The 14,495-nt window shown below is 66.5% G+C and carries 13 protein-coding genes; 8 read left to right on the top strand and 5 right to left on the bottom strand.

Features of this window, described 5'->3' with window-relative positions; all coding sequences use genetic code 11:
* The first annotated feature begins 90 nt into the window (after positions 1 to 90).
* Both E3T46_RS15825 and E3T46_RS15820 read left to right on the top strand, forming a co-directional pair.
* Positions 91 to 438, top strand: a complete 348-nt coding sequence (locus E3T46_RS15825; protein WP_134579274.1) for a DUF485 domain-containing protein — start codon at positions 91 to 93, stop codon at positions 436 to 438.
* The gene (locus tag E3T46_RS15820) at positions 435 to 2,051 is read left to right on the top strand and encodes a cation acetate symporter (RefSeq protein WP_134579273.1); all 1,617 of its coding nucleotides are present in this window, start codon (positions 435 to 437) and stop codon (positions 2,049 to 2,051) included. Before E3T46_RS15825 ends, E3T46_RS15820 begins: the two co-directional genes overlap by 4 nt.
* Positions 2,052 to 2,392: 341 nt before the next feature.
* On the opposite strand, the gene E3T46_RS15815 is transcribed toward E3T46_RS15820, so the two are convergent.
* Positions 2,393 to 3,172: an SDR family NAD(P)-dependent oxidoreductase gene (locus E3T46_RS15815; RefSeq protein WP_174845413.1), complete on the bottom strand. Its 780-nt coding sequence runs from the start codon at positions 3,170 to 3,172 to the stop codon at positions 2,393 to 2,395.
* A 29-nt stretch (positions 3,173 to 3,201) separates the two neighbouring features.
* On the opposite strand from E3T46_RS15815, the gene E3T46_RS15810 reads away from it, so the two are divergent.
* From E3T46_RS15810 to E3T46_RS15785, 6 genes are all read left to right on the top strand, one after another.
* Positions 3,202 to 4,302 (top strand): acyltransferase family protein, encoded by a 1,101-nt coding sequence (locus tag E3T46_RS15810; protein ID WP_134579272.1) that lies wholly within the window; start codon positions 3,202 to 3,204, stop codon positions 4,300 to 4,302.
* Positions 4,303 to 4,415: 113 nt separating this feature from the next.
* The gene (locus E3T46_RS15805) at positions 4,416 to 5,747 is read left to right on the top strand and encodes a bifunctional o-acetylhomoserine/o-acetylserine sulfhydrylase (protein ID WP_134579271.1); all 1,332 of its coding nucleotides are present in this window, start codon (positions 4,416 to 4,418) and stop codon (positions 5,745 to 5,747) included.
* Positions 5,748 to 5,820: 73 nt separating this feature from the next.
* Positions 5,821 to 7,023 carry a homoserine O-acetyltransferase gene (locus E3T46_RS15800; RefSeq protein WP_134579270.1) on the top strand — a complete coding sequence of 401 codons (1,203 nt, stop codon included), beginning with the start codon at positions 5,821 to 5,823 and terminating at the stop codon, positions 7,021 to 7,023.
* 70 nt (positions 7,024 to 7,093) lie between these two features.
* Entirely contained in the window at positions 7,094 to 8,263 is a 1,170-nt protein-coding gene (locus E3T46_RS15795; RefSeq protein ID WP_134579269.1) for an ATP-binding protein, read from the top strand.
* Positions 8,260 to 9,594, top strand: coding sequence for a hypothetical protein (locus tag E3T46_RS15790; protein ID WP_134579268.1), 1,335 nt, complete (start codon positions 8,260 to 8,262; stop codon positions 9,592 to 9,594). The genes E3T46_RS15795 and E3T46_RS15790 overlap by 4 nt, the downstream gene beginning before the upstream one ends.
* A 45-nt stretch (positions 9,595 to 9,639) precedes the next feature.
* Positions 9,640 to 10,296 carry a response regulator transcription factor gene (locus tag E3T46_RS15785; protein WP_134579267.1) on the top strand — a complete coding sequence of 219 codons (657 nt, stop codon included), beginning with the start codon at positions 9,640 to 9,642 and terminating at the stop codon, positions 10,294 to 10,296.
* Between the two features lie 97 nt (positions 10,297 to 10,393).
* Here the strand turns inward: E3T46_RS15785 and E3T46_RS15780 are convergent, their stop codons facing one another.
* The 4 genes from E3T46_RS15780 to E3T46_RS15765 form a co-directional block, all read right to left on the bottom strand.
* On the bottom strand, positions 10,394 to 11,671 hold the full coding sequence (locus E3T46_RS15780) for an MFS transporter (RefSeq protein WP_134579266.1): 1,278 nt from the start codon (positions 11,669 to 11,671) through the stop codon (positions 10,394 to 10,396).
* 38 nt (positions 11,672 to 11,709) lie between these two features.
* Positions 11,710 to 12,012: a thiamine-binding protein gene (locus E3T46_RS15775; protein WP_104132783.1), complete on the bottom strand. Its 303-nt coding sequence runs from the start codon at positions 12,010 to 12,012 to the stop codon at positions 11,710 to 11,712.
* A gap of 10 nt (positions 12,013 to 12,022) precedes the next feature.
* On the bottom strand, positions 12,023 to 13,306 hold the full coding sequence (locus E3T46_RS15770) for a glycosyltransferase 87 family protein (RefSeq protein WP_241980830.1): 1,284 nt from the start codon (positions 13,304 to 13,306) through the stop codon (positions 12,023 to 12,025).
* A gap of 164 nt (positions 13,307 to 13,470) precedes the next feature.
* Complete coding sequence (locus E3T46_RS15765; protein ID WP_134579265.1) at positions 13,471 to 14,346, bottom strand: ADP/ATP-dependent (S)-NAD(P)H-hydrate dehydratase; 876 nt, start codon at positions 14,344 to 14,346, stop codon at positions 13,471 to 13,473.
* Between the last annotated feature and the right edge of the window lie 149 nt (positions 14,347 to 14,495).

The following is a 14,495-nucleotide window of genomic DNA, read 5'->3' as shown; positions in this document are numbered from 1 at the left end:
ACCACCGGTCGAGACCACGCTCCGCCCCCACCTCGCACCCACAAATTTTTCCACAGCCCTTATTTTTCGTCCCTGAGGCAAGGAGGCCCCATGAGTGAAGCAATGAAAAACGCCCCACCGAAGTCCCGTATCGACTACGAGGCGTACGAGAAGACGCCCCAATTTTTGCATATGAAGAAGACCCGCAACCGCTTCGTGGTGCCACTCTCGATCTTCTTCCTGGTCTGGTACATCGCCTACGTGCTCGCGGCAGCCTACGCGCACGACTTTATGGCGACACCGGTGTTCGGCAGTATCAACATCGGACTGCTCCTCGGACTGGCCCAGTTCGTCACCACGTTCGCCATCACGATGAGCTACGTAACCTTCGCCAACCGCAAGATCGACCCCCTGACCGCAGATCTTCGCACCGAACTTGAAGGGCTGGAACAGCGATGACCGCTTTGCAACTCCTGGCCGAGACGGTCAAGCCGGTTGAGAACAACCCCGTTCTCAACATCTCCATCTTCCTCGCCTTCGTGGCGGTCACGCTGATCATCGTGATCCGCTCGGGCCGCAACAACAAGACGGCGGCGGATTACTACGCTGGTGGCCGTTCCTTCACCGGACCGCAGAACGGTTTCGCCATCGCCGGCGACTACCTGTCAGCGGCATCGTTCCTCGGCATCGTCGGCGCGATCGCCGTCACGGGCTACGACGGATTCATGTACTCGATCGGCTTCCTCGTTGCCTGGCTCGTCGCCCTGCTGCTGGTCGCCGAGCTCATGCGCAACACGGCCAAGTTCACCATGGCCGACGTGCTGTCCTTCCGCCTCAAGCAGGGCCCCGTGCGAATGGCAGCGGCCACGACCACCCTGGCCGTGTGCTTCTTCTACCTGCTGGCACAGATGGCTGGTGCCGGCGGACTCGTGTCGCTGCTGCTCGGCATCAACGACAAGCTCGGCCAGTCCATCGTCGTCACCGTCGTCGGTGGCCTCATGATCGTCTACGTCCTCGTCGGCGGCATGAAGGGCACCACCTGGGTGCAGATCGTCAAGGCGTTCCTGCTCATCATTGGCGCGTTCGCGATGACCGTCTGGGTGCTCGCGATCAACGGCTTCAGCCTGTCGACCCTGCTCGACAGCGCGGTCGCCGTCTCCGCTGCCGGCGCCGACATCCTGGCTCCGGGCCTGAAGTACGGCGCCAACCCGCTCGACTTCATCTCCCTCGCCCTCGCCCTGGTGCTGGGCACCGCCGGCTTGCCGCACGTGCTCATGCGCTTCTACACGGTTCCGACCGCGAAGGAAGCTCGTCGCTCGGTAGTTTGGGCCATCTGGCTCATCGGCGCGTTCTACATCTTCACCCTGGTGCTCGGTTTCGGTGCGGCATCGCTCGTCGGTGCAGAGACGATTGAGGCCGCTCCGGGTGGAGTGAACTCGGCTGCTCCGCTACTCGCGCTCGCCCTCGGCGGACCGCTGCTGCTCGGCTTCATCTCGGCCATCGCCTTCGCGACGATCCTGGCCGTCGTGGCCGGTATCACCATCACGGCGGCAACGAGCTTTGCGCACGACATCTACGGATCCGTCATCAAGAAGGGCAAGGGAAACCCCGACGACGAGGTCAAGGTCGCTCGTCGTACCGTCGTCGTGATCGGCATTCTCGCCATCGCCGGTGGCATCGGAGTGCAGGGGCAGAACATCGCCTTCCTGGTGGCACTGGCCTTCGCCGTCGCGGCGAGCGCCAACCTGCCGACCATTCTCTACTCCCTGTTCTGGCGTCGATTCACGACCCGCGGCGCGGTCTGGAGCATGTACGGCGGACTCTCCTCGGCGGTTCTTCTGATCATCTTCTCGCCGGTGTTCTCCAGCACCGACACGTCCATGTTCGGAGCCGGTGTCGACTTCGCGATCTTCCCGCTCAGCAACCCGGGCATCGTCTCGATCCCGCTCGGGTTCTTCCTGGGCTGGCTCGGATCGGTCACCAGCACGACGAAGGAGAGCCCGAAGCTCGCTGCAGAAATGGCAGTGCGCTCGCTCACCGGGCACGGCGCCGAAAAGGCCGTGGAGCACTAACCCGCACACACAGAACGGGCCGGCCAGGATCTCGCGATCCCGACCGGCCCGTTTGCTGCGCCCCGCCTGTCGCAGACAAGCTCGCGTTGGCCGATGGCGATCTCGGCGAGCTCGATCAGCGGATAGAGGCGTTCCGCAGACAAGCTCGCGCCGGTCTTTATGGGAGCGGCGGCGGCGGGTTTTCCGCGGGGTTGCGAGTTTTGAGGGTTTCCGGGGGCCGCCGCACGCTTTTCGCGGGGGTCCCCGGAAACCCTCAATGTTTGAGCGAGGAGCGGATGACCCGCCGACGCCGCGGGCCGCGCGCAAAGCCGCGGGCCGCGCGGAGTAATGCGGCGAGGTTACTACTCGCGCACCTTCAGCGGACCACGGGCGATGCGGGTCGGGGCCGCCTGGGCGACCGGCTTGATCACGATCAGGTCGAGGTTCACGTGTGCCGGGCGCTCAACGCTAGACACGATGGTCTCCGCGATGTCCTCCGCCGACAGCGGATCTGGCACGTTGTCGTAGGCCGCGAACGCCTTGTCGGCGTCACCGTTGAAACGAACCAGACCGAACTCATCCGTTTTGACCATGCCCGGCGCGATCTCGATCACCCGAATCGGCTCACCGGAGAGCTCGAGGCGCAGCACCTCGGTCATGGCGTGGGCAGCGAACTTGGCCGCGTTGTAGCCGCCGCCGCCGAGATAGGCCACGTGCCCGGCGATCGACGTGATGGTGACGATGTCGGCCGACCCGGCCCCCGAGTCGATGCCTAAGCGCAGCAGCGGCAGAATCGCCGTGGTGACCCGCTTGACGGCGAGCACGTTGATCTCGAACATCCAGGCCCAGTCCTCGATACTCCCGGCCTCCACCGTGTCGAGGCCCTTGGCGCCGCCGGCATTATTGACCAGGGCGTGCACCGGGCCGGTGGCGGCGAGGTAGTCGCGCAGGGCGTCGACATCCGCTTGCAGCGTCAGGTCAGCGGTGAAGACATCCGCTCCTGTGTCCGCTCGCAGCGTAGCGAGGCGGTCGGCCCGCCGCGCGACCCCGACCACATCCCAGCCTCGCAGCCGGAACAGGCGAACGGTCGCCGCTCCGATTCCCGAACTTGCTCCGGTCACAACCACTCTTCGAGTACTCATTTCTCCATTGTGGCGGGAGAATGGATTCAATGAGCGCACTTGGCACCGCCACCACTCGACCGCAGAAGCGTCGCCTACCCCTCTGGGACAACGCGCGCTGGATCGCGGTCACCCTCGTGGTGATCGGCCACGCCATTCTCAAACTCATCGGCGAAGCGGATGCCGCCTACACGCTGTACCTGTTCATCTACGCCTTTCACGTGCCGGTTTTCGTTGCCGTGAGCGGCTATTTTGCCAAGTCGGGGCCGCCCGACGCGCGACAGATGCAGCGGCTGCTCACCGACATCGTTTTTCCGTACCTCATCTTCGAAACCATCTGGACCGGGCTGCGCTGGATCCTCGGCGGCAAATTTCTGCTGGATTACTCCAGTGCCAGCTGGACCCTCTGGTTCCTGCTCGCCCTGCTGATCTGGCGGATCGCATTGCCCTACCTGGTCTTGCTGCGCTATCCCCTCACCATCAGCATTGTGATCTCCATCGGCGCCGGCTACATCTCGTCGATCGATGGCACCTTCACCCTCGCCCGCACCCTCGGGCTGCTCCCGTTCTTCGTATTCGGCTGGAAACTTCGGCAGTGGCTGCTGACCGACAACTGGCTCGAACTGCGCGCGGAGCTGGTCTGGCGCTGGCGGGCCGGGGCGCTCGGGCTGTTTGGCGGGCTATACCTACTGATCGCCCTCAATATCGAGACCCTGCGCGAGCTGCAGGTGCGCCGTTTTCTGCTCTACGACGAGGCGTACGCGACATTTGATTATTCCTCATGGTGGGCCGGTGGCATCCGTTTGGCCGTCATGCTGCTCGCCTTCGCGCTGATCGTGGCGTTCCTGATACTGATCCCCCGGCGCACGACCTGGTTCAGTGAGCTCGGAGCGGCCACGATGTACATCTATCTGCTGCACACCTTTCTGCTCTACCCGCTGCGCGAAACCGGTGTACTCGACGGGCCCCAACCGGGCTGGATGCTTCCGGCGATGATCGTGCTGAGCGTGGCCATCTCGATCGTGCTCTCCCTGCCGATCGTGCGGAGGGTAATGCGGCCCCTGGTCGAGCCGAAAGCCCGGTGGCTGTTCCGGCCGAGCGCTGCGACACCGACCGGCACGATTGTGCTGCCGCATCGCGACCGAAAGTAGCCTCCGGCAGAAGATGACGCCGTGTTGCGGCATCCGTTGCAGGGTTCACACCTGCTCCATATGCTCGTGGCCAGAGCGCTGGAAAGTCCGCGCCGAGTGATCCGGAGGCTATCGTGACCGACAATTCTTCATCGTGGAAGTTTGAGACCAAGCAGGTTCACACCGGAGCACACCCGGACCCGACCACCAACGCTCGGGCGACGCCGATCTACCAGACCACCTCGTATGTCTTCAACAGCGCCGAGCACGCCCAGAACCTGTTTGCGCTGGCCGAATTCGGCAACATCTACACCCGCATCCAGAACCCCACCCAGGCCGTCGTCGAGGAGCGCGTGGCCGCACTCGAGGGGGGCACCGCGGCGCTGCTGCTGTCCAGCGGACAGTCGGCGTCCACTTTTGCGGTGTTGAACATCGCCCAGGCCGGCGACCACATTGTCTCGTCGAGCTCGATCTATGGCGGCACCTACAACCTGTTCAAGTACACCCTGGCCAAGCTCGGCATCGAAACGACCTTCGTCGAGGACCAGGATGACGCGGCCGAGTGGGCCCGTGCGGTGCGCCCGAACACCAAGCTGTTCTTCGCCGAAACCATCGGCAACCCGCGCATCAACGTACTCGACATCACGCTGGTCGCGGATATCGCCCACGCTGCGGGAATTCCGCTGATCGTCGATAACACGATCGCGACGCCGTACCTGATTCGCCCGTTCGAGCACGGCGCCGACATCATCGTGCACTCGGCCACGAAATTCCTCGGCGGCCACGGCGCCGTCATCGGCGGGGTTCTCGTCGACGGTGGCAAGTTCGAGTGGTCGAAGAACGTGGAGAAGTTCCCCGGACTGACCGAACCCGACCCCTCATACCACGGCGCGAGCTACACCACCGCGGTCGGTGACGGAATCGCCTACGTCATCAAGGCTCGCGTGCAGCTGCTGCGTGACCTCGGAAGCGCCATCGCCCCGGCGAGCGCCTGGCAGCTCATCCAAGGCATCGAGACGCTCAGCCTGCGCATCGAACGCCACGTGCAGAATGCCCAAGACATCGCCGAGTGGCTCGACAACCACGACGACATCGCCTCGGTGAACTACGCCGGCCTGCCCTCGAGCCCCTGGTACACCAACGCCAACAAGTACGCCCCGCTCGGCGTCGGAGCGGTGCTCTCCTTCGAACTCAAGGGCGGAGTCGCCGCCGGCCGCGCCCTCGTCGACAATCTGAGCCTGTTCAGCCACCTCGCCAACATCGGCGACGTGCGTTCCCTGGTCATTCACCCGGCCTCGACCACGCACGCCCAGCTCACCCCGGAGCAGCAGCTCACCGCCGGCGTCACCCCGGGACTGGTGCGGCTCTCGGTCGGAATCGAAAACGTGGTTGACCTGAAAGCCGACCTCGAGGCTGGCCTCGCCGCGGCCCGCGCCGTCGTCAAGCGCGACCGCGCCGACGCCTGACCGGGTCGCTGGGCCCGGGCGCACAACGTAACATGCGCCCGGGCCGTCCATTCGACCGACAGAATGGACGGGTATGGAATGGCAATCATCAGCAGACACGGTCCCGTCGAGCTTCATCACCGAAGCCCAGGCGCGCTCGCTCCTCGGCAAGCCTCCGGCGACCGGTGCCTGGCGTGACGGTGACCCGGTGGGAAACCGGCAATTCGCCCATCTCGGCCCGCTGAGCTTTGAGGCCGGCGGCAGCCTCCCCATGGTGCGGCTCGCCTACGAGACCTGGGGCACCCTCAACCCGGCCGGAGACAATGCCGTGCTCGTGCTGCACGCGCTCACCGGTGACAGCCACCTGGCCGGCACCCCCGGCCCCGGCCAGGAGACCGGTGGCTGGTGGGACGGCATCGTCGGACCGGGCCTCGCCATCGACACCGACCGGTGGTTCGTCGTGGCGCCGAACATGCTCGGCGGCTGCCAGGGCAGCACCGGGCCGGCATCGCTGGCTCCGGACGGTCTGGAGTGGGGCATCCGTTTTCCCTATCTCACAATTCGCGACCAGGTCAGCGCGCAGCGCGTTTTCAGCGACTGGCTCGGTATCGGCCGCTGGGCGGCCGTGATCGGCGGGTCAATGGGCGGCATGCACGCCTTGGAATGGGCGATCATCACCCCCGAGCGGGTCGAGCGCCTGATCATTTTGGCCGCGCCGCCAATCACCACGGCCGATCAGATCGCCGTCAACTCGGTTCAGATCGAGGCGATTCGCACCGACCCGGCCTTTCGGGCCGGCGATTATTACGATGAAGCAGATGGTGACGGACCGACGCGCGGGCTGGCCCTCGCCCGCCGCATGGCCCTGTTGAACTACCGCAGCCCAGCCGAACTCAACGCACGCTTCGCGCGGGGCTGGCAGAGCGATATCAGTCCGCTCGGCGCCAACGGTCGCTTCGCAGTGGAATCGTATCTTGACTTTCACGGGAATAAATTCACCAGGCGCTTCGACGCCAACAGCTACATCGTGTTGGTCGAAGCCATGAATTCCCACGATGTCGGGCGCGGCCGCGGCGGTGTGGCGACCGCCCTCGGCCGGGTCACCGCCCGGTCCGTTGTCGTCGGTATCGACAGTGACCGACTGTTCCCAGTCGACGGCCAGCGCACCATCGCCGCCCACCTGCCGAACAATATCGATGGCCCCACCGCTGTGGTGCTGGAATCCGGGTATGGTCACGATGGCTTCCTCATCGAAAACGAAGCGATCGGCGCCCAAATACGGCGGGTGTTGGACTAGGGAGAACTCTCCGGCGTCCCGCCCGGTATGGTGCAGATAGACATGTTCATCTCCCACCAGACAGGCACCCATGCAACGCATCCTCAAGGAGCGAGACCGGCTCCTTCGCAGAGCGGTGCAGGCGGCCGGGCTGACCGGCTCGGCCACGACGCTGGCGTGCTTGTTCGTACCCGGTGGCGTTACCGGAGACGCGCGCATTGCGGCGGTGGCGCTCGTCCTGCTGCTCGCGGCCGCGCAGTACCTGCTCGGCAGCACCGGCGCCCTGCGCTGGGCGGTGCTGATCGTGCTGTGCGGGGAAGGAACGATCCTGATCGTGGGCTTCGCGAGCCACCCCGGAGTTCCACCCAACCTGATCGAGGAAAGCGTGATCGGCATGGTGGCGACCGCGCCCATGTGCGCGATCGCGGCGGTACTGATCACGAGCGCGCGCCGGCTGCTGCTGCTCGGCGCCTGCTTCGCGCTGACCGTCGCGACCGTCGCCGTCGTGACGGTGGACGCCGCCGACCGGGTCATTCTGCTCACCCTGACGGTGACTATATGGCTCTCCTTCACGCTCGCCTCCTGGTGGATCGCGCAAAGCGTCCCCCGCGTGATGCACCGAATCGCCGCGATCGGGCGTGCCCACCGCGCCGAACGGCACGCGAGCGAACTGGAGGCGCAACGCCGACAGGACGCCCGGTTGCTGCACGATACGGTGCTCGCGACGCTGACCCTGCTGGCCCATTCCGGCGTCGGAGTGAGCCCGGCCGCCCTGCAGAAACAGGCCGGGGACGATGCGCGGCTCCTGCGTCAGTTGCGGCTCGGTGGCCTGCCGACTCCGAGTCGTTCCGGTGGGTATACCCTCGAACCGGCGTCGGTGCTGACCCTTGGCGACACGCTCGCAGCGGTGCGTCAGCGCTTCGAGCGTGTCGGCCTGACCGTCAACTGGCACGGCAGCGGGCAGGTGCAGTTGCCCACCAACGTGCTCGATTCCTTTCTGCTCGCACTGTCTGAGTGTCTCGAGAACGTGCGCCGTCACGCCGGTGTCGACCATGCCGACGTGACGATAACGGATGACGACACCACCGTTCGCGCGATGATCACCGACACCGGGGTCGGCTTCGACCTCGGCCAGGTCGGCTCGGAACGGCTCGGCGTCGCCGAATCGGTCATCGCCCGGTTGCGTGACGTGGGGGGCAACGCGCGCCTGTTTTCCTCGCCGGGTGCCGGAACGACGGTTGTTCTTGAGGTTCCCAAATGAGTCCACTGAGCGACACCGCACCCATTGATATCGTTCGCACGCGCGGTGTGGGTGCGCGCCTGCTGGGCGCACCGGACGAGCGAAGCTGGGCGACATCAGCCGCTGGCCAAACGACCAGAGCGGCACTGTCGCCGCTGCGGTTTCCGCGGTCGAGCCTGCGTGGTGACGGTCATTTCACGGTCTTCCGCTCGGATCAAAACGGTTTGGGTGCCCGCCACCTCGGTATCGGGATGAGCATCAGTGGGGCCGTCATCGCCGTGTTTTTGCTGGCGCGGCTGGCGCTCGAGTGGGGCCAGACTCCCACCCCCGTTCTGAGCATCGCGGCCTGGCTGCTGCTCGCGGCGACCGCCGTCGGGGTGAACCTGGCGGTGCACAGGCTGGAATCTCGATTGCCGCTGTGGCTGTTTTTGATCGCACTCGGCGCCTGCGCGATCGTGGGCGCGCTCGACCTGGCTGGGTCGTGGGGAATTCCTGGCACGTCGGCCTTCCCCACCGCGGCCCCGGCCATCGGGGCCTTCCTCCTGTCGATCGTCACTCTCCGGAGGTCCCGCGATATCACCCTGGCGGCGCTCGCCCTCGGCGTCGCCATGGGCGGGACGACGCTGTTTGAGGAGCGTAGCGGCGTTCTGACCCTCGGGCCGGATATTCTTTCGATCTCCCTGGCTGTCGTTCCGCCGGTGGTCGGCGCAAGCATTGTGCAAGCGTTTCGGCGCATGGTTCAGCGCGAGCTCGACCTCGTGCTCGTGCAGAGCACCGTGTCCCAGCCGCGGTTCGCGGTCGGCATGCTCGCCTCGGAGCAGCTGGCCCGACTCGACCTCGATGCGGAGACCCTGCTCGACGATGTGGCCCAGGGACGCACAGCGCTTCCGTTGGCCGCGTCGACGGCCACGACGGCTGCATCGCTCGCCACCCAGTTGCGCGTGCACCTGATCGAGGGCCGCACCGAAACCTGGCTGCACCACGCGATCACGGAGAGCGAGTTTCTGGGCCCCGTCGTTGCCCTGAGCGACCCGGCCGGGCTGGCCGGGCTGTTATCGCCGACCCAACGTGACGGGCTGCTCCTGACGATTTGGCTGCTGTTGGGGGATACCCAGCGATCGGGAGCATCCGTTTCACTGCGGTTCGGACCGATTGCCCCCACACATAGGGTGGGGCTGCACCACCGGGTGCGTTTTCCGATTGAATTGACCACAACTGGGGTATCGCGGCGGCGTGTCGATCCCGAAACCTGGCAGGCGATTCGTGCGGTTGGTCCGCACGTGGACTCCAATTGGGCCGGAAGCTTGCGGGTAGACATCGAGTGCAGTGTGGACAATCCAGCTGATGCTTAGTATCGGGGATATAGACGATAAGGTGCACTCATTAGGAGGCAACACATGACGACGACACCCCGTCCCATCCGCTTGGCCCTTGTTGACGACCACAAGATGCTCCTGGGGGCGCTCACCGAGTGGATTCGAAGCGCCGCTGACGACATCGAGATGGTCGCGGCGGTGACGACCTGGCCCGAGTTGCTGACCCACCCCGAGTTTCCGGTGGACGTCGTGCTGCTCGACCTCGATCTCAAGGACAATATTCCGGTGTCCCTGAAGATCTCCACGCTCAAGACGACCGGGGTGAAGACGGTGCTCATGAGCACCTACTCCGAGCCGGCTCTCGTGCGCGAAGCCCTCGCCGCTGGCGCCCTCGGCTACCTCGTAAAGAGCGAGGAAGCGAGCATGATCGTCGATGCCATTCGTGCTGCCTACAACGGCAAGTCCTACATCTCCGCTGAGCTCGACTACGCGCTCAACTCGACCGAGAACGTTGAAGGTCCCCGCCTCAGCGCCCAGGAACGCCGCGTCATGGCGCTCTACGGCGCCGGTGAGCCGGTGAAGGCCGTCGCCTACCAGCTCGGGATCTCCGAGGAGACCGCCAAGAGCTACCTGAAGCGCATTCGCGAGAAGTACCGCCTCGCCGGGTACGACGTGGGTACCAAGGTCGCGCTGCGCAAGCGCGCCATCCACGACGGCATCCTGCTGCAGACGGACTGACGTTCATTTACCGACCGGCTCCATTTTTCGAAATGCGGGCCGGTTCGTTTATTAACGCGGCTTCGATTGAGTGGATGCCGGCAGGCACGCGCCGACGTCAACCCTTGCGGACGACCGGGATCAGCTGCGTGCCGTAGGGCACGTGCTGGCCCCGCAGGCGGCGCCGACGGTCGATGCTGAAGGTGAGCAGGGTCAGCAGCACGCCGAGCGCGCTCAGGGCGACACCGATCCAGACCGGGGCCAGGTAGCCGAGCCCAGCGGCGATGGCCACGCCGCCGAGGGCCGCGCCGAGGGCGTTACCGACGTTGAGCGAGGAATGGTTGAGCGCCGCCGCGAGCGACTGACTCTCGTGCGCGACGTCCATCAGTCGGGCCTGAATGGTCGGCGAGAGAGCGGATGCCGCCGCACCGATGAAGAACATGCCGATCACCAACCCGATTAGCGACTGCGCAGAGAGACCGAGCGTGACGAGGGCAGCGATCAGCACGGCGAAGGAAATGTACATGGTACGGCGCACGCTCCAGTCGGCCAGCGCTCCCCCGGCGAAGTTGCCGACTGTCATGCCGAGGCCGATGACGACGAGAATGAGCGGAACCGCTGCGGCCGTGAGCCCGGTGATGTCGATCACCAGCGGGGCGACATAGGTGTAGACCGCAAACAGGCCGCCGAAGCCGATCGCACCGATCGAGAGCGTGATCCAGACCTGCAACTGGCTGAACGCTCGCAGCTCGGCGCGCATGGTGGCCTTGGGGTTGCCGGCCTGAAACGGCACGAACACGGCGACGGCCACGAAGGTGAGCGCGAAGATCGCGGCGACGACGAGGTAGGCGATTCGCCATCCGCTCACCTGACCGATCCAGGTGATCGTGGGCACCCCGATGACGTTGGAGATGGTCAGCCCGGAGAGCACGATGGCGATACCGCGAGCCCGTTTGCCGGGGCCCATCAGGCGGGCGGCGACGAGCGAGGCGATGCCGAAGTAGGCGCCGTGCGGCAGCCCGGCCACAAAGCGGGCAACGAGAACGGTCTCAAAGGTCGGCAGCAGGGCCGAGGCGATCGTGCCGAGCGTGAACGCGGTCAGCAGGGCCAGGAGCAGTTGTTTGCGCGGCCAACGGGCCGCCGCGGCCGCGATTGTTGGCGCTCCGACGACGACACCGAGAGCATAAGCCGAGATCAGCCAGCCGACCTGCGCGTTGGCGGCATCCGGCGCCGCAGCATAGAGACCGGGCAGCAGGTCGGCGGCCAGGTTCGGCAGCAGACCCATGGCAACGAATTCGGTCGCGCCGATGCCGAATCCGCCCAGGGCGAGGGCGAGCAGGGCAAGACGAATACGGGTCGACGACAGCTGCGTCGACCCGTCAGGAGTGAGGGGCATGCAACAAGCCTAAGCCCAGGCCGGCTGGAGCGGACGATTCACTCGGAGAGGGCGGTCTCCAGGCGCTCGAGCTTGCCGGTCAGCTCTCCGGTGTGGCCGGGGCGGATGTCCGCCTTCAGCACGAGGGAAACACGCGGCCCGAAGGCGCCCACCGCCTCGGTCGCCGCCTTGATCACGGCGAAGACTTCATCCCAGTCGCCCTCGATGGTGGTGAACATGGAGTCGGTGTGATTCGGCAGTCCGGATTCGCGGACGATGCGCACCGCTGCGGCAACCGCATCGTGCACGGATCCCTGCGAGTCGGCGGCGACGGACGGTGCGACAGAGAATGCGACGAGCATGAGGGGCTCCCTAGATGAGTGGTTTGATGGTGAGTGGTTTGGGGATGAAACGGTCGCGGGCGGGCCGGCCTGACCTGCCCAGTCGGTACAGCGTGAAGAGCGCCCAGCCGAGCAGCACGAATTCGAGCAGGTTGCGCACGGTCAGCACCAGAATCATGAGGGGATGGGCCACCAGCAGCCAGTCGTAGAGGTACGGGTAGACCAGCTGGGTGAGGGCGGCGAGCACGAGTGCGAGCAGCGCCGGCGTGCGCCAGGCGCGCCCGTTCAGCACGAGCCCGAGAATGATCGGTGCGGCCAGCCAACTGATGAACTGCGGCGACCCCACCTTATTGACGGCGATGAGGGTCACGGTCAGGGCGAGGGTCAGCGGCGGAAAGACCGCCAACCAGCCGACTCCCCGCCGCTGGGCCCGCACTCCGAGCAGCAGCACGGCGGCGGCGGCGAGCGCGAGCAGCGGAGTCATCACGGCGCTTGCGGCGGCGGTGCCAGCGCCGGCGACTTGAAAGGTGAGGATCTGCTGGTCGTAGTAGATGAAGCTGCCGGCCACGTTGAGCACGGCCTGCCACAGCCACGGCACAGCGATGGGTGATTCAATCTGGATCCCCCGGCCCGCCTGCTCGCCCACGAAACTCAGCACGTGGATGCCGCTGCCGCGAGCCAGGCTGAGCGCCCCGGCCGCGGCGACGACCGCCGCGGTGACGGCTGCGGCGACCCCGAGCATCCGCCAGCGCAGTGTGGACGCCACAAACAGGGCGGCGAGGGCGGCCACCGGCCAGATCTTGATCCAGGCCGCAATGGTCAGCAGCACCGTGCCCCAGAGCGGACGGCGCCGCAGGCCCAGCAGGGCGATGATGCAGAGCGGCACCGTGACCGCATCGATGCGCAGCAGCGCAATCGGGCCAAGCAACGCCAGGAATGCCAGCCACCACCACGCCGCGGGTCGGTGTGTGCGCAGGAGTACGAAGAATGCCCCGGCGTTCAGCACGGTGATTAGCCCAAACCAGGTGCCGAGATAGGCCGGGCCGCCGAGGGCGAGCGCGCCGACGACGGGTACGAGCGCGAGCAGCGGGTAGACGAAATTCTCGGTGACGCCGACGATATTGCCGGCCGCGGCGTCCTCGGCCCATCCGCGATACACCACTTCGACATCGCCGAGCGGATACCCCGGCCCGAACAAAGCCAAAGTGATCAGCAGCAGGTGCACCAGCACGAAGGCCGACCACAGCGCGGCGAGCGGATGCCGCAGCGCCGGCCGCGCGCCGGTTGCCCCGTGGGGCTCGTCGTGAATTCGCACGCTTTACCTTCGCACAGGCGGCGGCCCAGGGACACCGCCCGCGCAGCTCACCCGGGAGTTTCTCGCCCGCGTTCCGCTCTGGCGCGCCGGAAGGGCATCGCGACTGCGCGCCGCGCACACGTCAGCACGCCGAGCGAGCTCAGCGCGCGGGGTCAAGGCGCGGGTCAGCGCGCCGCGCGAGCCCCTGGCGCGCTGCCATAGTCCAGGAACGCGGCGACGGCCCGCGGCACCGCATCGGCCACGTCCAGGGCCGCGATCGGACCGCCGGCGGAAGCGAGGTTCGCCGCTTCGGCGTGGATGAGCGCTGCAGTGGCGGCGAGCGGGGCGAGGGACGCGGCATCCGCTTCGAGCTGGTCGGAGTGGGTCGCGAGCAGCGCCCCGAGAATGCCGCCGAGCACGTCGCCGGACCCGGCCGTCGCGAGCCAGGCCGGCCCGGTCGACACGGTCAGGCGGGCGCCGGCCGGTGAGGCAATGTGGGTGACTGCTCCCTTGAGCAGCACCGTGACGTCAAACAGCCGGGCGGCGCGAATGGCCCATTCCCCCGGATTCGCTGCGATCTGCGAGGCTGAGCCCGGCTTGGCCTCGCCCGCGAGCATCGCGGCCAGTTCGCCGGCATGCGGTGTGATGACTGTCGGTCCGATTGCGTGCGAGACCAGGTCGAGGGCGCCGGCGTCGATGACGGTGGGCAGGCCCTCGGCGAGCGCTTTGTCGAGGGCAGCGCTGACGGCATCCGTTCTCGTGGCGGCGTTGATGCCGGAGCCGAGCAGCCAGGCCTGTACCCGTCCGGGCAGGGTCACGATCTCGGGGCGGCGCTGCAGGACCAGGTCCTGAGCGCGGCGCGGCCCGAGGTAGCGCACCATGCCGACGCCGGTGCGCACGGCCGCGTCGACGCCGAGCACCGCTGCGCCCGGGTAGTCCTTGGAACCGGTGCGCACTCCAAGCACACCACGGGAGTATTTGTCATCTCCGGCCTGGGGCCGCGCGATCCAGTCGCGGGCCTGTTCGGCCTCCCATTCGAGCCAGCCGCGCGGTTTCACCATGCCTCCACGATAGGTCGTTTCGGTTCAGCACGATCACACCAACGGATGCCGCGAGCGGCTGCCTTCCGGACACGCCCGGTCCGTTGGAGCACCCCGGGAGACCACGACCGGTCGACTTTGCACGGGCGCACCCGTTTCGGGCTCGGACA

The sequence above is a fragment of the Cryobacterium sp. Hh11 genome (assembly GCF_004404045.1).
Taxonomy (GTDB): Bacteria; Actinomycetota; Actinomycetes; order Actinomycetales; family Microbacteriaceae; genus Cryobacterium; species Cryobacterium levicorallinum.
The sequence above is the reverse complement of the archived record's forward strand: the minus strand, read 5'-3'. Positions and strand labels throughout refer to the sequence as shown.